This window comes from Ruegeria sp. AA3, from assembly GCF_056542905.1.
In genome coordinates, this window is the sequence record NZ_JBQGAQ010000001.1 from 454,808 (window position 1) to 476,218 (window position 21,411).

The 21,411-nt window shown below is 54.9% G+C and carries 22 protein-coding genes and 1 pseudogene; 7 read left to right on the forward strand and 16 right to left on the reverse strand.

Translation table 11 applies throughout. From position 1 onward, the window contains the following. Positions 1–18: 18 nt before the first annotated feature. The 4 genes from gluQRS to ACR0JR_RS02260 all read right to left on the reverse strand — a co-directional run bounded on the left by gluQRS (position 19) and on the right by ACR0JR_RS02260 (position 3,891). Complete coding sequence (gene gluQRS / locus ACR0JR_RS02245; protein WP_480454854.1) at positions 19–864, reverse strand: tRNA glutamyl-Q(34) synthetase GluQRS; 846 nt, start codon at positions 862–864, stop codon at positions 19–21. After that, entirely contained in the window at positions 861–1,475 is a 615-nt protein-coding gene (locus tag ACR0JR_RS02250) for a class I SAM-dependent DNA methyltransferase (RefSeq protein ID WP_480454855.1), read from the reverse strand. Before ACR0JR_RS02250 ends, gluQRS begins: the two co-directional genes overlap by 4 nt. 38 nt (positions 1,476–1,513) lie before the next feature. Beyond that, entirely contained in the window at positions 1,514–2,854 is a 1,341-nt protein-coding gene (trmFO, locus tag ACR0JR_RS02255) for a methylenetetrahydrofolate--tRNA-(uracil(54)-C(5))-methyltransferase (FADH(2)-oxidizing) TrmFO (protein WP_480454856.1), read from the reverse strand. 251 nt (positions 2,855–3,105) lie between these two features. After that, positions 3,106–3,891, reverse strand: coding sequence for an enoyl-CoA hydratase (locus ACR0JR_RS02260; RefSeq protein WP_480454857.1), 786 nt, complete (start codon positions 3,889–3,891; stop codon positions 3,106–3,108). Between the two features lie 58 nt (positions 3,892–3,949). Between ACR0JR_RS02260 and ACR0JR_RS02265 the strand changes: the two genes are divergently transcribed. Continuing rightward, on the forward strand, positions 3,950–4,393 hold the full coding sequence (locus ACR0JR_RS02265) for a PaaI family thioesterase (protein WP_010440015.1): 444 nt from the start codon (positions 3,950–3,952) through the stop codon (positions 4,391–4,393). Between the two features lie 59 nt (positions 4,394–4,452). Here the strand turns inward: ACR0JR_RS02265 and ACR0JR_RS02270 are convergent, their stop codons facing one another. Next, on the reverse strand, positions 4,453–4,680 hold the full coding sequence (locus ACR0JR_RS02270) for a DUF1127 domain-containing protein (protein WP_010440019.1): 228 nt from the start codon (positions 4,678–4,680) through the stop codon (positions 4,453–4,455). Between the two features lie 99 nt (positions 4,681–4,779). On the opposite strand from ACR0JR_RS02270, the gene ACR0JR_RS02275 reads away from it, so the two are divergent. Beyond that, entirely contained in the window at positions 4,780–6,183 is a 1,404-nt protein-coding gene (locus tag ACR0JR_RS02275; protein ID WP_170470106.1) for an aminotransferase-like domain-containing protein, read from the forward strand. Between the two features lie 3 nt (positions 6,184–6,186). On the opposite strand, the gene ACR0JR_RS02280 is transcribed toward ACR0JR_RS02275, so the two are convergent. Continuing rightward, positions 6,187–6,552: a nuclear transport factor 2 family protein gene (locus ACR0JR_RS02280; RefSeq protein WP_480454858.1), complete on the reverse strand. Its 366-nt coding sequence runs from the start codon at positions 6,550–6,552 to the stop codon at positions 6,187–6,189. A gap of 244 nt (positions 6,553–6,796) precedes the next feature. Between ACR0JR_RS02280 and rplM the strand changes: the two genes are divergently transcribed. Beyond that, positions 6,797–7,255, forward strand: coding sequence for a 50S ribosomal protein L13 (rplM, locus tag ACR0JR_RS02285; protein ID WP_010440027.1), 459 nt, complete (start codon positions 6,797–6,799; stop codon positions 7,253–7,255). Positions 7,256–7,261: 6 nt separating this feature from the next. Then, entirely contained in the window at positions 7,262–7,747 is a 486-nt protein-coding gene (gene rpsI, locus ACR0JR_RS02290; RefSeq protein ID WP_010440030.1) for a 30S ribosomal protein S9, read from the forward strand. A 60-nt stretch (positions 7,748–7,807) separates the two neighbouring features. On the opposite strand, the gene ACR0JR_RS02295 is transcribed toward rpsI, so the two are convergent. The 10 genes and pseudogenes from ACR0JR_RS02295 to ACR0JR_RS02340 all read right to left on the reverse strand — a co-directional run bounded on the left by ACR0JR_RS02295 (position 7,808) and on the right by ACR0JR_RS02340 (position 18,311). Then, positions 7,808–8,968: an ABC transporter substrate-binding protein gene (locus ACR0JR_RS02295; protein WP_480454859.1), complete on the reverse strand. Its 1,161-nt coding sequence runs from the start codon at positions 8,966–8,968 to the stop codon at positions 7,808–7,810. A gap of 30 nt (positions 8,969–8,998) precedes the next feature. After that, a complete protein-coding gene (locus ACR0JR_RS02300; RefSeq protein WP_480454860.1) occupies positions 8,999–10,885 on the reverse strand; it encodes an AMP-dependent synthetase/ligase in 1,887 nt (628 codons plus the stop codon). A gap of 5 nt (positions 10,886–10,890) precedes the next feature. Beyond that, the gene (locus ACR0JR_RS02305) at positions 10,891–11,664 is read right to left on the reverse strand and encodes an ABC transporter ATP-binding protein (RefSeq protein ID WP_480454861.1); all 774 of its coding nucleotides are present in this window, start codon (positions 11,662–11,664) and stop codon (positions 10,891–10,893) included. After that, positions 11,661–12,425, reverse strand: coding sequence for an ABC transporter ATP-binding protein (locus ACR0JR_RS02310; RefSeq protein ID WP_480454862.1), 765 nt, complete (start codon positions 12,423–12,425; stop codon positions 11,661–11,663). The genes ACR0JR_RS02305 and ACR0JR_RS02310 overlap by 4 nt, the downstream gene beginning before the upstream one ends. Then, a complete protein-coding gene (locus tag ACR0JR_RS02315) occupies positions 12,422–13,519 on the reverse strand; it encodes a branched-chain amino acid ABC transporter permease (RefSeq protein ID WP_480454863.1) in 1,098 nt (365 codons plus the stop codon). The genes ACR0JR_RS02310 and ACR0JR_RS02315 overlap by 4 nt, the downstream gene beginning before the upstream one ends. A gap of 5 nt (positions 13,520–13,524) precedes the next feature. Then, the gene (locus ACR0JR_RS02320; RefSeq protein WP_010440044.1) at positions 13,525–14,400 is read right to left on the reverse strand and encodes a branched-chain amino acid ABC transporter permease; all 876 of its coding nucleotides are present in this window, start codon (positions 14,398–14,400) and stop codon (positions 13,525–13,527) included. A 42-nt stretch (positions 14,401–14,442) separates the two neighbouring features. Continuing rightward, positions 14,443–15,471, reverse strand: coding sequence for an alcohol dehydrogenase catalytic domain-containing protein (locus ACR0JR_RS02325; protein WP_480454864.1), 1,029 nt, complete (start codon positions 15,469–15,471; stop codon positions 14,443–14,445). Positions 15,472–15,682: 211 nt separating this feature from the next. After that, positions 15,683–16,201 (reverse strand): hypothetical protein, encoded by a 519-nt coding sequence (locus tag ACR0JR_RS02330; RefSeq protein ID WP_010440046.1) that lies wholly within the window; start codon positions 16,199–16,201, stop codon positions 15,683–15,685. A 222-nt stretch (positions 16,202–16,423) separates the two neighbouring features. After that, positions 16,424–17,144, reverse strand: a pseudogene (locus ACR0JR_RS02335) (IS5 family transposase). A 135-nt stretch (positions 17,145–17,279) separates the two neighbouring features. Beyond that, positions 17,280–18,311: a LacI family DNA-binding transcriptional regulator gene (locus ACR0JR_RS02340; protein ID WP_480454865.1), complete on the reverse strand. Its 1,032-nt coding sequence runs from the start codon at positions 18,309–18,311 to the stop codon at positions 17,280–17,282. 113 nt (positions 18,312–18,424) lie between these two features. On the opposite strand from ACR0JR_RS02340, the gene ACR0JR_RS02345 reads away from it, so the two are divergent. The 3 genes from ACR0JR_RS02345 to ACR0JR_RS02355 are packed head-to-tail and all read left to right on the forward strand — an operon-like array spanning position 18,425 to position 21,389. Beyond that, complete coding sequence (locus ACR0JR_RS02345; RefSeq protein WP_170470135.1) at positions 18,425–19,936, forward strand: tripartite tricarboxylate transporter permease; 1,512 nt, start codon at positions 18,425–18,427, stop codon at positions 19,934–19,936. Then, a complete protein-coding gene (locus tag ACR0JR_RS02350; protein ID WP_480454866.1) occupies positions 19,933–20,388 on the forward strand; it encodes a tripartite tricarboxylate transporter TctB family protein in 456 nt (151 codons plus the stop codon). The genes ACR0JR_RS02345 and ACR0JR_RS02350 overlap by 4 nt, the downstream gene beginning before the upstream one ends. Positions 20,389–20,429: 41 nt before the next feature. Further along, positions 20,430–21,389: a tripartite tricarboxylate transporter substrate binding protein gene (locus ACR0JR_RS02355; protein ID WP_170778627.1), complete on the forward strand. Its 960-nt coding sequence runs from the start codon at positions 20,430–20,432 to the stop codon at positions 21,387–21,389. Positions 21,390–21,411: the final 22 nt, after the last annotated feature.

Sequence of the window (21,411 nt, forward strand, 5' to 3'; positions counted from 1 at the left end):
ATCTGGCTGGTTCTCAGATCAAAGCCCGACCATCGCTCTGATTTCGGCCGGTGTAGCGCCTTGATCGCGATAGAGAGAAATCGCGCGCGCATCATCTCGTTTTGCAAGCCGTTTGCCAGCCTCGTCCCGGATTAGACGGTGGTGGTGATATACCGGCGTTGGAAGCCCAAGCAAGCCCTGCAGCAAGACGTGTATCTGCGTAGCGTCGAACAGATCTTCACCTCGGACCACATGCGTTATGTCCTGATCTGCGTCGTCAACGACGACGGACAAATGATAAGAACTGCCCATATTGCGCCGAACGAGGATGATATCGCCGACTGCGTTGAGAAGCGTATCGGCATTAAGTGAGTGCGTTCCAGCATGTTTGGCTCCGGTTTCACGAAAAGTGCGAAGCTCAGACGCCTCTAGCGCTTTTTCCATATTGAGGCGAAGAACATCCTCGGGGGCCGCATCGAGCAGGAGCCTCTGACGGCATGTACCCGGATAGATGCGCCCATCTGGTCCAAACTGGGGCACTCCTTCCTGTGGGGCCCCAGCCGCGGCCTCGATATCGGCACGCTTACATTGGCAAGGGTAGACCAACTCCAGATCGATCAAGGTTTCGAGCGCGTGTCGATATTTTTGAATTCGATCTGATTGGCGCATCACCGGCAGAGGCCATGTCAGGCCAAGCCAGTGCAGATCGTCATAGATTTGGTTTTCCCAATGAAGGCGAGAACGCGACTGATCTATATCTTCGATCCGCAAGTGGAATTCTCCACCTGCAGCCTGCGCTTGATCATTGGCCAGAAGTGCAGAATATGCATGGCCCAGATGCAATGGACCTGTCGGAGAAGGCGCAAATCGCGTTATGAATCTCACGCTTTTTCAACAACGTAGACGTTAGATTTCATGTCCATTCCGGGGAGGTGAGGGCCATATTCACGAAATAACAACCGTGCGTGCCCCATGTCCAGCCAATCGTTGAGACGCGCGGTATAGGCGTGATCGGCCAAGGTATGGTCATTGAAAGAAAAGGCCAGATACCCACCGCGTGGTAACGCATTCATAAGAAGATCAAATGTTTCAGGCGGAGCCGCGCCGGCTCCAATAACCCCTATAGATGTGATGGCAGAGTAAGCACCCGCCTCAATCGGTTCGGGGTTGGTGACGTCAAAGCCTATCAGATTGCGATAGACACCCTTGGCCGCTGCCCCTTTCAGCATATTCGGCGATGGGTCCATGCCGTCGATCACTTGGAAACCGGCCTTGCTCAGCGCAACACCCGAAAGCCCTGTGCCACATCCATAGTCCAGAACCGGCACTTCGGCATCTGCGATAAATGACCACAATGCGGCGGCAACACGATCCGGGGTGACGTAGCCATGCTCATCGACTTCATCATCATACGAAGCCGCCCAATTCTGATAATGTTCCTGCGTTTCCTGGGCAGAGTTCAGATTGTATGTGTTTTTCAGAAACTTGTCGCTCATACCTCACATGTTAGGCGCAGGGTAGGCGTGCCGTCCAGTCAACACTGGTTTAACCAGTCTCTCCAGACAGCTTTTGCCCGGTCTGTATACGCCTTGTAGCGATCTTTACGGCCCCGACGACCACCTTTCAGACCATCGACCGGGCGGAATAATCCGAAATTCACGTTCATGGGCTGGAACGTTTTGGCCTCAGCACCGCCGGTAATATGGTGGATCAACGCGCCCATCGCGCTGTCTTGAGGCACTTCGGGCAAGGTCTTGCCCAAAATCTCGGCGGCAGCAAGACGACCAGCCAGCAGGCCCATCGCGGCACTTTCAACATAGCCTTCGACCCCAGTGATCTGGCCAGCAAATCGAATATTGGGCCGGGATTTCAGCCGCATCTGCGCATCTAGCAATGTCGGGGAATTGATGAAGGTATTACGATGAATGCCACCCAACCGCGCAAAGCTGGCGTTTTCCAGCCCTGGGATTTTACGAAAAACATCCGTTTGTGCGCCGTATTTCATCTTGGTCTGAAAACCAACGATGTTGAATAAGGTGCCCAAGGCATTGTCACGCCGCAATTGAACAACAGCGTGTGGCTTTACATCCGGTTGGTGCGGATTGGTCAGACCAACGGGTTTCATCGGACCGTGACGCAAGGTTTCACGGCCGCGCTCGGCCATTACTTCGATCGGCAGGCAGCCGTCGAAATAACCAGCGGTTTCGCCCTCGTGGAACTCGGTCTTGTCAGCCGCCAGCAGCGCATCAATGAAGGCTTCGTACTGTTCACGATCCATCGGACAATTGAGATAGGCCGTCCGTTCTTCTTCGGTCTCGCCCTTGTCATAGCGCGACTGCATCCATGCTTTGCTCATATCAATGCTGTCGGCGTAGACGATAGGCGCTATGGCGTCGAAAAAGGCTAGTGCATCGGCACCTGTCTCTGACCGTATGGCCTCACTCAAACCGGGTGAGGTCAGCGGGCCTGTGGCGAATATCCAGTGGCCCTCACTGGGCAGGCTGATGACCTCCTCGTCAGTGACTGATACGTGTGAATGTGCCTTCAACTTGGCGGTCACAGATTCAGCAAAAGAATCACGGTCAACCGCCAGGGCACCACCTGCTGGTAGGCGGTGGCTATCAGCCGTGGTCATAATCAACCCGTTTGCTGCGCGCATTTCCCAATGCAGCAATCCGACAGCGTTCTGTTCATCATCATCTGAGCGGAACGAGTTCGAACATACCATCTCGGCCAAATTGCCGGTCTGGTGGGCAAAGGTGCCTACATTAGGTCGCATTTCGTGGATCACAACATCCACGCCCAGTTCCGCCGCCTGCCAGGCGGCCTCGGACCCGGCCATGCCGCCGCCCACAATATGCAACTTATCTGTCATGCGCTGCCAAATAGGGCACTGCAACGTCATACGCAATGCACAGATATCAGCAACTTTAAACGGAGAAGTTTTTGGGGTCGCCGCTGCGGGAATGTCTGCGCCGGTGAGAGAAACCAGCTGGAGGGACCTTCCGCCCACGGCGACCCAAAAGCATATTCAGGCCTTGGCCTTGTCCCAGCATTGCCACAGTGTCGCCCTTTTGAAAAGTGAAAAAATGCGAACAGTGCTGAAAAATGTATGAAATAACAGCGTCACTGATGCCAATTGGGCAGACGTTTCTCTATAAATGCGCTTATGCCTTCCTCGGTATTCCGGTCCATCATATTCTGAGCCATTACTTCGGCAGTGTACGCGTAGGCCTGGTCAACGGGCATGTTAACTTGTTGATAAAAAGCTGTTTTACCGATTTTCACCGCACTGCTAAGCTTTGCCGCTAGCTTCTCTGCAAGCGTATCAGTTTCTTCCGCCAGCAGGTTTTCTGGGACAACCCGATTGACCAGACCAAGCTCGGCTGCGCGCTCGGCTGAAATAAAATCACCGGTCGTCAGCATCTCAAACGCCTGTTTACGCGGAATATTCCGGCTGAGTGCCACCATCGGGGTCGAGCAAAACAGGCCGATATTAACGCCATTTACGCCAAACCGTGTACCCTCGGCCGCAATTGCCAAATCACAGGTTGCTACCAGCTGACAGCCTGCCGCCGTGGCGATTCCGTGCGTCTGGGCAATAACAGGCTGGGGCAGGGACTGGATAGACAGCATCATCTTTGCGCAGCGGTCGAACAGATCCTGAAAGTAAGAAAGCCCTCGGTCGCTGGCCTGCCGTCCTTGCGTCATCTGTTTCAGATCGTGCCCGGCACAAAACGCTTTTCCTGCCCCTGAAAGAACAACGACACGAATCGAATTATCATCACGCAGTGCATCGAGCTCGGCCTGCAACGCGGCGAGCATTTCGTCACTCAGTGCATTCAAACGCTCAGGCGCATTCATCTTGAGCCGCGCAATAGCGCCTGTGTCGTTACGTTCCAGAATTGCCATCTTGCCCTCCCACTGGCGTTTGGGCCAACTCTAGGCGGGCAGAGCCATGAGGGGAAGCATGTCGTTAGCACTGAGCAAACAAGATTTGACAGAGTATCTGGAAGAAGTATTTCCACAGGTCCACAGCGATTTTGTTGTGGAAGAACTGACCGAGACGTCCATCACGATGCGACTTAGGGTCGAGGACCGACATCTGCGCCCTGGCGGCACCGTATCTGGGCCGTCCATGTTCGGGCTGGCAGATGTTAGCGTTTATGCGATGGTTTTGGCGCGAAAGGGTCGGCAATCGCTGGCGGTAACTACAAACAGTTCGCTGGATTTCCTTCGCAAGCCGGAAGGTGGCACCGACTTAATTGCCGAATGCAAGTTGCTGAAATTAGGTCGAACATTGGCAGTAGGGGATGTGCTGATGTACTCGGACGGCTCGGACAAACCGGTCGCACGGGCGAGTATGACGTATTCCATTCCTCCAGAAGGTTCAGCCGCCGCCGCGTTTGGATAAAAAAGGGCCGGGGACAAACCCCGGCCAGGAAGAGGTCCCTTAGATGGGACTGGGGATAATTATTTCATCCAGAAGTAGCGGCTTACTTCTTCATCAGCGCGATGGCGGGTCAGTCCAACATCGCGAAGCAGCCTGTCATCCAGCTTGCCTAAATTGACACGGCTGCGGCGGCGTTGCTCCCACTGTGTGACAATCGCCGCAAACCGCACGGCCAGCGCGGCGATCAGCGGCAGCCGAGGGCTGTCGTTCAGCAGCAAGAGGGCGGGGTTGTGCATTGCGCGTGTCATCTTGGGTATCCTTTCAAATTGTATTGACACAAAGCTAAGATGTTCGGTACAGTGCGTTGATACATTCAACATTGTATCGAAATCAAAGGAAGAATTGTAATGGATACAATTTGGCCAGAGGCATTACCTAAATCCAAAGGTCCAAAGTACACTCTGGTTGCCGACACGATCCGAAAAGCAATAGATAACAAGACACTGGAGGTTGGAAAGAAACTGCCTCCGGTGCGGGAACTGGCGTATCGATTAAAGATCACACCAGGCACTGTCGCGCGTGCCTATACGATCCTGACCGATGAAGGCTTGCTACAAGCCGAGGTCGGGCGTGGCACATTTGTCGCCCCGCCGCGATCGCCCATTCTGGATGATGTCTGGTCACGACAGTTACATCTGAGGGACGATAAATATGAGTCCAACGTCAGCCTGTTCAGCCCACGCCTGCCGGATGTAGGGCAGGTGACCTTAATCCGCGAATGCCTTGAAAAGGTTGCAAAAGGCGATCCGCGGATGTTCATGAACTATCCGACCCGCGATGCTTATCTACCGGTGCGCCAAGTTGTGGCTGACTGGTTATCGGATCTTCCACTTGGTTCATTGAACGCAGATGACATTGTACTGACGCATGGCGGACAAAGTGGTATTTGTGTTGTTTTTCAAACTGTTCTGAGGGATCCAAAACCTGTCGTGTTGGTCGAGGATCTGTCGTATGCCGGTTTCCGGCGGGCCGGCGAGTTGATGCGCGCCGAGATTGTCGGGGTAAAGATGGATAAATGGGGCATTAGCCCCGACGCGCTGGATCACATCCTCAGGCAAACCAAGGCGCAGGCGATCTGCGTCTCACCTGAGGTGCAGAACCCGACGGGCGGGCATTCTCCGCTGGAGAGACGCAAAGAAGTGGTCGAGATAGCGCGTAAGTACGAATTGCAGATCATCGAAGATGATTGCTATCGCATGGGTGAGGCACGCGCGCCCAGCTATCGTGCGTTGGCACCCGAGCGGGGCTGGCATGTCTCTTCAATTTCCAAAACGTTGACGCCAGCGCTACGTGTTGGATTCGCGATTGCCCCGCGGGAGCGAAGCGTAGATTTGCGCCGATCTGCCGAGTACGGGTACTTTGGGTTGGCCCAACCCTTAGCCGAATTGACGCGACTATTGTTGGGGCACCCAGAGGCGAGGCAACTGGCACGAGATGTTCGCTCCAAGATGGGAGAATATGTGCGGGTCGCAGTAAACGCCTTGGGCGGCTTTGACCTTAATTGGGATTCAGAGATTCCCTTTGTGTGGCTGCATCTGCCTTCGGGTTGGCGCTCTGCTGCCTTCAGTCGCGCAGCTGAACGTGAAGGTATTCAGTTGCGATCTGCCGACGAATTCGCGCTTAGAGACGGCAGGGCACCGAATGCTGTCCGAATTGCAGTGAACGGGCATGTCTCGTTAGCTAAATTCGAAGATGCAATGCTGCGCCTGCGCGCGTTGTTGGATAACCCACCCGAACAAATAAGCGTCTAAGTTTTAATTCAACGGGGAAGGGTCGCCAAAAAAACCGGCCAGATGCCCGATCTTGCCGTTGGCATCGAGGCGGATGAAATCATGTCCCGCAACCATGATCGAACCATCGGGTGAAACCATATGCCAGGTGAAGTGGACGACGTCATGATGTGAGGTGGGGGCGCTTGTCAGTTCAACGCGGCCTTGCGTATCTTTCAGGACTTCTCCGATATGTTCGGATAGCTGATCTCTTCCAGTTACCGCAGCGGTAGGATCGACATAGCTGCCATTGCCAGCAAAACACTGATCAAGCAGTTTCAGTCGTCTATTCGGGTTCGTTTCCTGCCAGGCCGCACCATAAGCGGCAATTACATTGTTTAGTTCTTGCATGGTAGCCTCCCGGGACTGGTTGGTTTTTATGAGCGGGTTACAGTTGCGCACCTTATAGATTTAGATAGATTGGCGGATAAGTCATTGGGGTAAAATAATACCTATTTTGTAAGTCTCTGTTATTGCGTTATTTATTCTACCTTACGTGTATTGACCTGCATCACGAGTAGGTCTAAACCCCATCCATCGAATTCGGGCCGCTCCGCTTGGGGCGGTCTTTCACATCAAACAGGACTATCCTGCCATGAAAACCTTTTCTGCAACACCTGCAGACATCGACAAGAAATGGATCCTGATCGACGCCGAGGGCGTTGTTCTGGGCCGTCTTGCCTCGATCGTCGCCATGCGCCTGCGTGGCAAGCACAAAGCGTCGTTCACACCCAACATGGACATGGGCGACAATGTCATCGTGATCAACGCTGACAAAATCCAGATGACCGGCAAGAAGCGCGAAGAAAACTTCTACTGGCACACTGGCCACCCGGGCGGCATCAAGTCGCGCACCAAGCAGCAGATCCTCGAAGGGGCACACCCCGAGCGCGTCGTGACCCAAGCGGTCAAGCGCATGCTGCCGGGCAACCGTCTGGCACGCCAGCAGATGACCAATCTGCGCGTTTACGCCGGTGCCGAGCATCCTCATGAGGCGCAAGCGCCCGAAGTTCTGGATGTTGCATCCATGAACAAGAAAAACACCCGGAGCTAATGACCGATGGCTGATCAGATCAATACTCTCGAAGAGCTGAGCGCCGTCGCAGGCGTTGAAACCGTGGCCGAAGAAGTCATCGTGCGTGAACCCGTACGTGACGAGCTGGGCCGCTCCTATGCCACCGGCAAGCGTAAAGACGCCGTTGCCCGCGTTTGGATCAAGCCGGGTTCCGGCAAGGTCACCGTGAACGGCAAAGATCAGGACAAGTATTTTGCACGTCCCGTTCTGCAGCTGATCCTGCGCCAGCCGTTCCAGGTTGCTGGTGTTGAAGGTGAGTTCGATGTTGTTGCAACCGTCAAAGGCGGTGGCCTGACGGGGCAGGCCGGTGCGGTCAAGCACGGCATCTCGAAAGCGCTGCAGCTGTACGATCCGAACCTGCGTGGTGCTCTGAAAGCCGCTGGCTTCCTGACCCGCGACAGCCGCGTTGTGGAACGTAAGAAATACGGTAAGCGCAAAGCGCGTCGTTCGTTCCAGTTCTCGAAGCGTTAATCGCTACGGATACCGAATTGGAAAGGGCTCGCAGCTGCGAGCCCTTTTTCTTTGGTGGGTTTATTCTTCGTAAACCAGTTTCCAAGCACCATTCTCAACGACGTTGACAAAGACAGTATCAGCACCCTGATGGTCATCCGGCCCATAGGTGATCTGGTTGCCGACCAGTTCATCCATGTAATCCAGAGATTCCATTGCGGCGATGAAACTTTCGTGGGTCAGATCAGGCCCTGCAGCCTCAAGCGCTTTGACCATCATTTCGGCGGCTGAATAGCCAAGCATTGAGAAACCGACAGGATCTTCACCTGTGGCCGCTTTGTATTCCGCGATAAACGCCGCCGGGGCAGGTTCTTCCGCGCGTGCCCAGAGGTCCAGCCAAGACGCCGCGGCATAAAATCCGTCCGTGACGCCACCGGGCACCTGTGCGACCACGGTCAAGAAGCTGGCCGAGGTTCCGAGGAATTTCATGTCGGTCAGGCCCATCTTTTTGGCCGTTCCAACAACGGTGATCGCCTGACGTACGCCGAGGGCCATCGTGACGATATCGCAACCCTCTTCCTTAAGCTTGCTCAGGGAACCGACGAAGTCCGTCTCGTCAGGCTTATGGGTGGTCTCTGCACCAAACGAAATACCAGCTTCTTCAGCTCCGGCTTTGCTGCCTTCTAGGATTTCCTCGCCGAAATCGGTGGGTAGATACATTGTGCAGACGGTTTGCGATCCGAATTCACCGTTTAGATATTTCACTCCAATCCGCGCCTGGTCGTAATAGGTCGAGAACGACGTGAACTTGTTCTTCATCGGCTCTTGCAGCATCTGCCGCGCGGCGGTCAGAGGAGCGACGTTGGGAATACCTTTCGGGTCCAGCAGTTTGAACCCGGCAACATTCATCGGTGTGCCCAGCGACTGCAACATGGCAAACACCTTGTCGCGGTTCAGAAGCTTGTTATAGCCCTGCATCGCGCGCGGCATTTGATAGCCGTTATCCTCGACCACAAAGCGAATCTGACGCCCGTGAACGCCGCCCTCAGCGTTGACCCGATCAAAGACCACATTCGCGCCCTTGGTGGCCGGGACGCCCACGGCAGCGAAGATGCCACTGAGGTCGTTAACAGAGCCAATGACGATCTCATCATCGCTCACACCCTGGGTTTGCGCCCAGCCTATTGTGGCGGATGCAGTTAATGCCGTGGCTGCAGCAAACCCTTTAATCAGTTGTTTCATATTTCTCCTCCCTGTTGGGTCGTCCCTTAACTAATTGTACATATCTTCAATGAGATGTGCGTGTTTCTTTTCCACAAGACCACGCTTGAGTTTCATCGTCGCAGTCAGCTCTTCATCCTCTGCAGTCAGCAACACATCGATCAAACGAAAATCCTTGATCTGTTCGACTCGTGCAAACTCTTTGTTTACGGCTTTGATCTCTGCGCCAATTAGTTCGGTGACTTCCGATGCCGCACAGAGGGATGCAAAATTCGAGAAGGGGATCTTACGCTCTTGCGCGAATTTCTCGACATTCTCCTGATCGATCATGATCAGCGCAGTTAAATACTTACGCCTGTCCCCGATGATTACCGCGTCCGAGATGTACTGACTGAACTTCAATCCACTCTCGATCTCGGCGGGCGTGATGTTCTTGCCGCCCGCAGTGATGATGATGTCCTTGAGGCGACCTGTGATGGTGACAAAGCCATCCTCGTCGATATGCCCCATATCCCCGGTGCGCAGCCAGCCGTCGCAAGTGAAGCTTTCAGCCGTTTTGGCATTGTTGCGCCAGTAGCCCTGAAAAATGTTCAGACCTTTAACCTGAATTTCCCCATCATCCGAAATACGCATGTCGTTGCCGGGCACTGGCATTCCAATGGTGCCGATCTTGTTGACCCCAAGCGTGTTCAACGCCGCTATGCCGGCAGTCTCGGTCATCCCGAACCCTTCGACAATTGGTACGCCGATGGCCCAATACCATCTAAGCAGATCAGGAGAGATCGGCGCTGCACCAGAACCACCCCGACGAAGCCGGTCTAGGCCCAGCATCCGGCGCAGGTTGCGCAGTACTAGCCGATCCCAGAACCAGAACCGCATTGCGACCGGCGAGGGCACGGGCTTGCCCGTAAGGATGTAATCAGCCCGCGCCGTGCCCGCCTTGAGCGCCTGCACAAAGGCGAAACGCCCGGTCGGCGTGGCTTCTTTTGCCATGAACATGACCTGCGAGTAGATTTTCTCCCACACGCGTGGAACGGCGGTAAAGGTGGCGGGAGAGACTTCTTGCAGGTTGGCGAATACCGTTTCGGGGCTTTCGGCGAAATTCACTGTGCTTTTCATCGCCAGTGGGTAATAGATCGACACATCGCGCTCGAGGATATGACAGAGCGGTAGAAAACACAGCTGTTCGTCGGTCGACTGAGAAGGCAGGGAATGCGCCCCGGCCTCGATCGCCGCCATGATGTTTTCATGGCTTAGCATGGCGCCCTTAGGATTGCCGGTGGTGCCCGATGTATAGATGAGCAAGGCAGTGTCTTGTGGCGAGGCCGCAGCGATCTCTGCCTCGAATGCGCCAGGTTCTTCGGCCTCAGCGTGCCGTCCCAGAGAGTACAAGTCCCCAATCATCATGCAACGCGGATGGTCGAGATCGTGCAGGCCTTCGTCTTCAAGGATAATGACCTTAAGCAGATCAGGTAGGTCCTCTTCCACCTCGAGGAACTTGTCCAACTGCTCTTCGTCTTCAACGATCAGAAACCGGCTGCCACTGTCGTTGATCAAATATTTCAGCTGGTTGGCAGAGTCCGTTGTGTAGACGCCCGAAGCAATCCCTCCGACGCATTGGATGCCCATATCGAACCATGCCCATTCCTTACGGTCTTCGGACAGGATTGACACAACTTCGCCACGTTGCAGGCCCAACTTGCGCAGGGCCAGCCCGATCCATCTGGCGTGCTGCCAGTAGTCGGCCCATGGATAGGATTTCCAGATGCCGAAATCCTTTTCACGATGCGCTGTGCGTGATCCCAACTCGGCACAACGTTTTTGGAACAGCTCGCAAATCGTCACGCAACCATCAACCCGCAGCGGGCGCTGCCCGGGCGTCGCGTTGAACTGCACACCGTTGATCGTGATCTGAGGGGGTAGGGGGTTCGCGTCCATCCGGCTCACCTCCACGTCTTCTTGCGTTTCCAGCGGCGGTTTTCGCGCGCGCCTTCTTCCTGAACGCCCAAATAGAAGTTCTGGATGTCTTCGGATTGCAGCAATACATCGGCGGCACCATCCATGACGATCCGCCCGATCTCCATAACATAGCCATGATGGGCAAGTTCCAAGGCGGCATTGGCGTTCTGTTCAACCAGCATCATCGTCATTTTCTGCTCGTCATTGAGGCGCTTGAGGATGCCAAAAATCTCTTGCACCAACAACGGTGACAGGCCCAGCGAGGGCTCGTCCAGCAGCATGATACGGGGGTTGGCCATCAAACCGCGCCCGATTGCCAGCATCTGCTGCTGTCCACCAGACAAGGTGCCGGCCTCTTGACCCCGGCGTTCTTTCAGAACGGGAAAGTAGGAAAAGACCAGATCGCGGTCGTGATCGATCTGACCTTTGTCTGACAGGGTATACGCGCCAAGGCTCAGATTCTCATCGACGGTCAGTAGCGGAAAAACCTCACGCCCCTCTGGCACATGGACAATGCCTTGCTGTACGACCTTGTGCGGTTCCGATCCCTGTATCTGCAGGCCGTCGAAAGTAATGGTTCCCTTCTCGGGGTCCATCACGCCCGAGACGGTTTTCATTAGTGTCGTCTTGCCTGCACCATTCGCACCAAGGATCGAGACGATCTGCCCCGGACGCACATCCAGCGAGACACCGCGAATGGCCATGATCGGGCCATAGAAGCTTTCGATATTGCGGATTCTGAGAATTGGCTCATTCATGAGGCTTTCCCTAGATAAGCCTCGACCACGGCTGGATGCGATTGAACCTCAGCAGGGGTTCCTAGCGCAAGTTTCGCTCCGTCAGCCATCGCCAGCACCCGGTCGGAAACGCCCGAGACCAGTCCCATGTCATGTTCCACCATCAGCACGGTGACCCCCATCTGCCGTCGGATATCATCGATCCACCAGCGCATATCGGTGGTCTCTTCAACCGACAGGCCCGAGGCGGGTTCATCCAGCAGCAGCAGTTTCGGATCGGTGGCCAGCGCGCGTGCAACCTCGACCACCTTACGCACACCATAAGGTAGGCCCGAGATCATCTTGTCGCGGAAAGCCTGAAGATCGAGGAAGTCGATGATCTCTTCTACCTTTTCACGGTTTTCAATCTCTTGCTTGCGCGCAGCGGGCGTAAACAGAATTTCCGAGAACAGGTTGGTTTTGCGGTGCCGGTGGCGCCCGACCAGAAGGTTCTGTAGAACGGTCGCGTGTTCGAACAGTTCAATGTTCTGGAATGTACGTGCCACACCATAGGCCGCTACGGCCGAAGGTTTCACGCGCAGCAAGTCGTGCCCATTGAACCGGATCGCCCCTGCGTAAGGATCGTAAAACCGGGAGATCAGATTGAAGACTGTAGATTTGCCAGCCCCGTTCGGACCAACGATGGCAAAAACTTCGCCCTCCTGAACATCAAATGACAGATTATCGACTGCGGTGAGACCGCCGAATTTCAGTGTGACGCTTTCAAACTCCAGCAAGTTCATCTCAGACGCTCCGTCTTGAGATACGATTTTTGTCGTTTGAACATGTCCTTGCGGTAGAAGGGGAACAGCTCGAACCACGTCCGGATTTTCAGCCATCGGCCATAGAGGCCCATCGGTTCGAACAGGATGAAGCCGATCAGGATCATGCCGAAGATGCCGAACTCCAAGCCCGGAATGGCAACGGTGTTGCCGCCAAATAGGGCAGCTGCATATTCCTTCGAGATCGACAGGAACTGCGGCAGGAAACCGATCACGATTGCACCCAGAAACGCGCCATGGATAGAACCCAATCCGCCGATCACGATCATCATCAGCAATTGGATCGAAATGACGACACTGAAAGTCTCGTTGTTGAACGCCCCCGCAAACATTCCCATCAGTGCGCCTGCCAACCCAGTAACTGCACAAGACAGGGCGAACGAGATCGTCTTTGTGCGCGCGATATCCACGCCCATCGCCTGCGCTGAGACCTCAGAATCTCGTACGGCGATGAAGCTGCGGCCCAAGGGCGCGCGCAATAGGTTGATATAGCCCAGTGTCACGACAACGGCGACGGCCAGCACCAGCCAGAAGAACGGGGCCGGGGTGGCCCAACGATCGACCAGATGTCCAAAGATCTCGACACCACCCAGATATTTACCCGCGACACCTCCGGTGATGGGTTCGGCCAGAACGATGATGTCGTCCATGAGCACAGACAGGGCCAAAGTAAAAATCGCAAGATAGATGCCGTGCAGACGCAGGGCAGGGATGGCAACCGTTGCACCAACGATACCGGTCAACAAGCCCGCCACCGGGAAAGCCAGTAGAAAAGGTACGCCCGCTTCTATGAGCACAACATTTGCATAGCATCCGACGGCCAGAAATGCGGCGTGGCCGAGGCTGGCTTGTCCAGTGTGACCGGTCAGGATCATCAGGCCGAGCCCTGCTATTGCCCAGATCAGCACATTGGTCAGTTCACCCAGATAGAAATCATCCAGCCACCAGGGCGCAGCGGTAACGATTGCCAAAAGGATAAGATAGAGGCTGAGTTGATAGCCATCCTTCCAGGGGCGGATGTCTTGCATATAGTCGGTTTTGAACACGATCCGCATGGCGCTCAGACTTTCTTGACCCGCACCTGGCTGAACAGCCCGTGCGGTCGAAAGATCAGCACCGCCAGCAAGAGCGCATATGGTGCGATCTGGCTGTATCCGGCGGCGACATAGCGGCTGGCAAAGGGTTCGATCACTCCGACAATCAGCCCTCCGGCCAATGCACCCGGAAGGCTGCCGAACCCTCCGATCACTGCGGCCGCAAAGGCTTTGATTCCCAGCAATCCGGTCGTGGGATCAACCGAGCCTTTGGCGGCGAACAATATTCCGGCGATTCCGGCAACGACACCTGCCAAGGCCCAGATAAACCCCTGAACGCGCTTGACCGGGATACCCATATAATAGGCTGCCAACTGGTTCTGAGACGCACCCTGCATGGCAAGCCCCAACTTGGTCTTGCTGAAAAACACATAAAGGCCCCAGGTGAGTAGGATAGTGACGACGATAACGGCTACATCTTCCATGCCTAGAACCAGTCCACCAAACCGGATTTCCTTCCCGGCCAGAGGATTCTGCAGCGTTTGTGGCTCGTGCCCCCAGATCAGACCGGCGGCAAACCGGATCACAAAGCCCAAAGCGATGGTCAGGATCACGACCGCGGTCTGACTTTCACCAAACAGGCGACGGATGATCAGCCGATCAATCAGATATCCCAACGCCCCCATAATCATCAGCGAGATTGGCAATGCCAGCCAGAAGGGCAGACCCATATATTCAGTATTCGTAAGGCCGATAGTGACAAACGCACCCAGCATCATGAAATCGCCCTGCGCGAAATTCACCGCCTCGGTCGCTTTGTAAATCAGAACAAAGCCCAGAGCGATCAGGCCGTAAACGCAGCCATTCGCCAGCCCGCTGATCAGCAGCTGTGCGTTATCCAATCTCACCCTCCCTCAGCCGGTTATGTCCGGCGCTTTGTTCTACTATGGCGTGATAATTACCTTGCCGTCACTCTTTTTTAGAGCGTCTGCCAGATTTGGCAGCACTTCACGCAACGAAAGCCTTGCGGAAACATCTGTGTGCCAGCGTCCGTCCGCAAATCGCGCCTGTACTTCGCCAACAACGCGCATTTGATCAGCCGGGGGAGTGTCCATCATCCAGCGGGTCAGCCAAAACCCTTCGATCCGTTTGCTCATAAAGATCAACTGTCCCATCTGGGTCAGCTTTGGCAATTCAGAGCTGAGCTTGCCGTAACACACCCAGCGCGCGCCATTGGGCATGGCACAAAACACTTGCTCGGACAGTTGGTCCGCAACGGCATCAAGGAACACACGAGGTTTTAGGGTTTTGCTGATAGTCGCGAACTGCGTGGCTGCATCAGCGCTACCAGTCACCACCACCTCTGCAGCGCCGAGGGCCTTTAGCGGGTCAACCGTCTCAGCTCGTCGCACCAACGCGATTGGTTTCAACCCAAGGTCCCGCCCAAGGCTGCACATCAATTTTCCGAGTTGGCTGGTTGCTGCGGAAACTACAAAGGCCTCACCTGCATTCTTCGCGATATCCACCATCGCCATAGCTGTCAGAGGGTTAACAATTTGCGCAGCACCGTCTTCGTCTGAGATATCGGGCCGCAAAGGGATGCACATCTGAGCTTGCGTAACGACATATTCGGCCCATGCACCTGAGCCTGCTGCAACAAACGCCACCCGCTGATCCTGCAGGGCCTCGGCGCCGGCTCCTGTGGCTACAACGTCTCCACATCCTTCGAAACCCGCAGCAGCACCTTTGACCCGAGGCTGACCGTATTCGCCTTTGATAAAATGGATATCAGATGGGTTAACCGAGGCAGTTCGCAATCTGATCAACACCTGACCCGGCCCGGGAACGGGCAAGGGCAGATTAGCTTCGGCCAACCAATCCGATGCCTTTTCCAAAGTGGGTCCGGTGGCAGTACCGGAATAGCCGTCATGTGTTTGAACAATGGCAATCATGGAGTCGGGCAGAGCGATCATTTAACAATCCTTTTGGAAAGGAAGTTCAACACAATGTGGAAACTACTTCAACGTAACACTTTGACAAACATCTAAAATTGTATTTCCCAGTGTTGCAGAACCAAGCATTCGTGGGTTTGTTGTATTACTTTGCACGATCGCAACACTAAGGAAATCAAAGTGCCCAAGCTTAGCTGAACCAGCCCCAACCGGGCTGGTTCAAAGTGCCGCGCTACTGCGTCAGCAAGTTGCGCAGGTCTTGTATCTTGGCGACGATCAGCTCGGGCGATGCTTTAATATCGTCGAGAATCGTAAGAGCTTTGGATTTAATATCCTCAGTTAGAGTGCTGTCCTGGATCGATGTGACCATGGCGTCATAGTCAAAATTCTGTGCAGTCAGCATCCCCTCTTGAACCCAGGAATTAAACAGCTCTTGCCCCTGCGCCGTGAGCGCAGCAACTTGCTCTCCGGCGTCGGAAGCTGCATCGCTGGCTTGTTCTGCGACAGATGACGCCGCTTCACTTGCCTGATCTGCAACCGAAGATGCGGCCTCAGACGCTTGCTCGGTCGCCGCTTCAACCGCATCGCTCGCAGCCTCTTGAATGGCTGTGGCTGCCTCGCCAACAGCGTCGGATGCGTCCTCGGCAGCCGATTGAAGCTGTTCGGCCGGTGTTGGTTCAGGTTTTGTGGCGAAATAGTATGCCCCTCCGCCAATGACGGCGATGGCAACAATTAACAATAGACGCGACATAGGGGGTCTCCTTCAAATAATGTGTCGCCGACATGGGATGAATTTACCCTAGCGCCAAGGGGAAAACCCGTGAATCTGCAGCACATTCCGGGTTTGAGCTACACTGTGCTGATAGACATGGTATGCGGTGGCAACATCATGCCGTATTTAGTCGATTGATCAGATAAAAACATGTTTCGGAAGTTTGTGGTGGAAACTCAAGCGGCCAACTAGGCTCAGGACTCATAGCCAATAGATAACGAGTGCGGCGAGCGCGATTGCGGACAGGAAGGCCTTCGGGCATCTGTCGCATCCTGTTGCAACTCGACGCCAGTCCTTCAGCCTGCCGAACAAGATCTCGATCCGGTTACGTCGTTTGTATCGTCGCTTGTCGTATCGAACTGCCGTCTCGCGTTGCTTTCGACCGGGGATACAGGCGCGTATCCCTTTGTCTTTCAATGCTTCCCTGAACCAATCAGCGTCATAGCCTCGATCACCCAGCAGCCAATCGACCTTTGGTATACTGGAAACGAGAGTTCGAGCGCCGATGTAATGAACTGACCGGCGGTTATGAAGAAGTTCGACGGTCATCCAGTGCTGTCACAGATCGCGTGAAGCTAGGTGTTCATCCCGCCCTTTGTCCGCCCGACCAGACGGCTACGTCCCCCTTTTTCACCGCAAGGCTCGACGCCGCGCGATGGGCTTTGAGGTAGGTTGCGTCGATCATGACTGTATTCTTTTCACCGTGATCTGCGGCCAAACCAATCAACATTTCAGCAAAGATACCCTTATCGCTCCATCGCTTCCAACGATTGTACAATGTCTTGTACGGCCCGTATTCTTTGGGTGCGTCACTCCATCTTAACCTATTGCGATTGATGAATATAATCCCGCTCAGCACACGCTTATCGTCAACCCGGGGCTTGCCATGGGACTTCGGAAAGAAAGGTGCAAGCCGCTCCATCTGCGCGTCGCTCAACCAGAATAGATCAGATTTGTTCACCGCTCGCTTTTCGACCCGTGAATCACGCAGCCAAACGGAATTCAATGGCTCCTGAGCCTAACAATTTCAGTTGGCGAAATAATCTGTCCAAGTAGGTTAATATACTGACACCGGGCTTGTCGTTCCTCTAACGACACACTCGAGTTCGCAACAGATTTTAAAAGGTTCTGGATGTTCTGACGTAATGTAGTCGGTGAACCTCTCGCCAGCGAGTTTGCCGATATTTTCTGCCGGGATGCGAATGGTTGTGAGGCCCGGCTCAACATCCGCTGATCCTTTGAAATCTCCGATGCCGATAATCGACAGGTCATCGGGGACCTTCAATCCAAGACTTTGGGCTGCGAACAATGCTCCCTGTGCAATGACGTCATTTCCGCAAAGCAGCGCCGTTGGACGAGAGTGCTTCGATAAGAGGGTCAGGGCTGCTTGCTTAGCTTGCGACACACTATACGGGGCTTCAGACTCATGTTCACTCGGAACGGAAATACCCATTTCGTTAAGCGCAGCATGCACTGCAGATATCCGATGTTGGGCGCGGTCATTACCATTGGTTTGGGGAAATATCAGCCCAATGTCACGGTGCCCCAAGCCCAGTAGATGTTCCGTCGCAAGACGCCCGGCCAGCCGATTGTCGGCCCCCACACACGGAAGGATGGATTCTTCCGAAAAATTCCATATAGCGAGCGCGGGTATTTTCTGCTGTTCGATCAGTCGGGCGGTGGCGTCGGAATGTTCCAATCCAACCAGCGCTACTCCGTCGACACGATGTTCAAGAAACTTGCGGACCATCGCGTATTCCCGATCGAGGTCATATCCATGCGACGCCAGCAGCAGGCTAAACCCGGCGTTGTCGATTGAGTCCGAGAAGGCCTGAATCACTTCGGCAAAAATGGCGTGGTTGATCGTGGGGACGACCAGGCCGATGGTGCCGGAACGTTTGCCATGCATCGTCTGTGCGGCACGGTTTCGGATATAACCCAACCTTTGCACCGCCCGATTGATCTTTTTCCGAGTCGCGGGGTTGACCAAATTCGGGTGATTGAACGTGCGCGACACTGTTGACGGTGATACTTTTGCGGCCTTTGCAACCGCTACAATGTCCACCTTATCCTTCTGAAAGTTAGACATAATATTCTCTCACTTGATCGAATTTATGAAAACATTTGCAATACTATTTTCATTGCCTACCCTGATTTGTCAACAAAAGTAAAAGTGTGAACCGATGGGTTGGGAGGCCCTGAATGGACTTCATTTATTACTTCGGAGACGTATTCACGCCGCTGTCCTTTATGCTGCTTTTGGGCGGCACGATTGGGGGGCTTATCCTGGGCGCGACGCCGGGCTTGTCGCCAACAATGGCAGTTGCACTATTAATCCCTTTTACCTTCCAGCTGGAGGCGGCGCAGGGCCTGATCCTGCTGGGAGCCGCCTACACTTCAACAGTCGCAGGTGGTGCAGTCAGCGCCATCTTGCTCAAGATCCCCGGTGCGCCAGCAAATATCGCAACGACCTTGGACGGGCATACCATGGCCAAACAGGGTCAGGGTGCGCGGGCGCTGCAATTGTCGTTTCTGGCTTCGGCCGTAGGTGGCATTTTTGGCGTGCTTTTACTGATCTTTCTAACCCCGGTGCTGGCGAAATGGGCTTTGGCTTTCGGGCCGTCACATCTGTTCTGGCTGGCTATTTTGGGCGTAACAGTAATCGGGACGCTGGATTCCGCCTCGGTGGTTAAAGGTCTGCTCTCAGGCTGTATCGGGTTGTGGCTGGCCACAATCGGGTTTGATGACATCATGGGCGCGCAGCGCTTCATCTTTCACCCTGCGTTGGGCGGCGGGATCAATATCATTGCCGCGCTGATTGGCCTGTTCGCGATCCCGCAGGTGCTGACAATGTTCGCAAAGGGTCGCCACAACACCGGTGCCGAAGTCATCGAGGTGCAACGGCATTCTATCCTCGAAGCCTTCCGCGAACTCTTTAGCCGCACACGCGCGTTGAGCATCGGAACGCTGACCGGCTCGATCATCGGCCTGATCCCCGGCGTCGGAGGGCAGATCGCCGGGCTCGTCGCTTATGACCAGACCAAAAAGTTCTCGTCTGAAAAAGACAAGTTCGGCACAGGACATTCCGAAGGCGTAATCGCCGCGGAATCGGCCAATAATGCGATGGTAGGCCCATCTTTGGTGCCGCTGCTGACCCTGTCGATCCCGGGTAGCCCAACCGCTGCCGTTCTACTGGGCGGATTGCTGATCCATGGGATTTTCCCAGGTTCGGATCTGTTTGACAACCATCCCGACGTGGCTTGGACTTTCATTAACTCGATGCTGATCGGGCAGGTCTTGATGTGCATCTTTGGCCTCTATGTCGCCGGTCTCGCAGCGCGTGTAGCCCAAGTCCCGCAATCAGTTATGGCAGCCATCGTTCTGGCACTGTCGGTCTTCGGGGCCTATTCGGTGCAGGGTTCGATGGGCGATGTTTATGTCATGGCCTGTCTTGGTATCGGCATGTTCTTCCTAGAGCGCTTTGGTTTTTCAGCCGCACCACTGGTGTTGGGGTTAATCCTTGGGCCAATCGCCGAAGCCAACTTCATTCAAGGCGGGATGATCGCCGACGCAACTGTCGGCAAGGCTTCGTATTTCCTGACCGGTGGACTGAACCTGTTGCTGATTGCAGTGGTGCTGGCCTCAATCGCTTACTCAGTCTGGATGGAACTGCGCCACCGTCGCTACACCACGAAAGAGGAGGCGCAGGCATGAACCGCTCGCAACACGTATTCGGGTCGGGTCTGGTCTTTGCCGTGGGTCTATGGGTGACCTGGGTCAGCTATACCCAGCAACCGGCTGAGGCATTCCTGTTCCCGCGTCTAATCGCATCAGTTTTCGTGGTTCTGGCCGGATGGACATTTGGCAAAGCGGTAATGGGCTTGTCCAAGGTCGGGAATGGCGTAACACGCACGATGTTCCTGAACATGTTGCCGGGTTTGATCATTACACTGATCTACGTGTTCTGGGCGGCCAAGTCGCTGGGCTTCTACACAGCGACGGCCATCGCATTTTTCGTTCTGCTGTCGATTTATGATCCAGCCCCACATTCCGAAACCAAAACCTGGGTTAAGCGCGGCGTCATCACGGCAGTCTTTTTGGCAGTGATGTACGGGCTCTTCGCCATGCTTCTGAACGTCTACACACCAAAGGAAATTCTGTTCTAACCGCGCAGGGCGCGGAGAACTAAATTAGGGAGGAAACGCAAATGAAACGAATGATTGCAGGGGCCGCATTGGCCTTCATGAGCCTGACAGGAGCCTCAGTAGCTGAGGAATACCCCGAACGGCCGATCATGATGATGGTCAGCTACGGCGCGGGAGGCGCGACCGACTTTCAGGCGCGCATTGTCACCATGACGTCCGGAAACGAGGACGCGCTGGGAATGCCCATTGCCATTATCAACAAACCCGGAGCAGGTGGCCGTGTGGGCTGGAACTGGTTTGCCACCCAGGCTGATCCGGATGGCTACACTCTGGCAGCCTACAACGTTCCCCATTTTATCGCTCAGTCGATCAAAGGTGGGGTGGAATACTCGACCGACAGCTTTGAACCCATCGCGAACTGGGGCGCTGATCCGGCTGTATTTGTCGTTGGCGCGGACAGTGAGTTTAACTCGATGGAGGATGTTGTCGCCTTTGCCAAGGAAAACCCCGGCAAGCTGACCGTTTCCGGCGCGGGCCTATTTGTGGGTCACCACATTGCAGCCTTGCAGATCGACAAAGCCGCTGGAACCAAGATGGCCTACATCCCGACCAAAGGCGGCGGGGCCGCAGCCATGAAAGCCGTGATCGCAGGTGAAGTCATGGGAGGTATCAACAACCTGTCAGATGCGTTCCGAGCGCAAGAAGCGGGCAACGTCAAAATACTGGGTGTCGCCGATCTTGAGCGTAACGCATTCCTGCCCGACGTGCCGACAATGATGGAACAGGGGTTGGACGTCGACAACTCGTCGGTCAATTTCCGAGGCGTGATGGTGCCCAAAGGCACTCCACCCGAGGTTATCGAGAAACTCTCGGCAACAGTGCCCGAGATGTTTGCCAATTCCCGCGTTGCCAAAAAGATGGAGGCCGGCGGTTCACCTATGCACATCATGACACGTGACGAAGTGATCGAGATGTGGGCGCAGCGTCAGCAGACACTGAACGAGTTGCTGGCCGGCCTCTAATCCGGACGGACGCAGCGGGGCG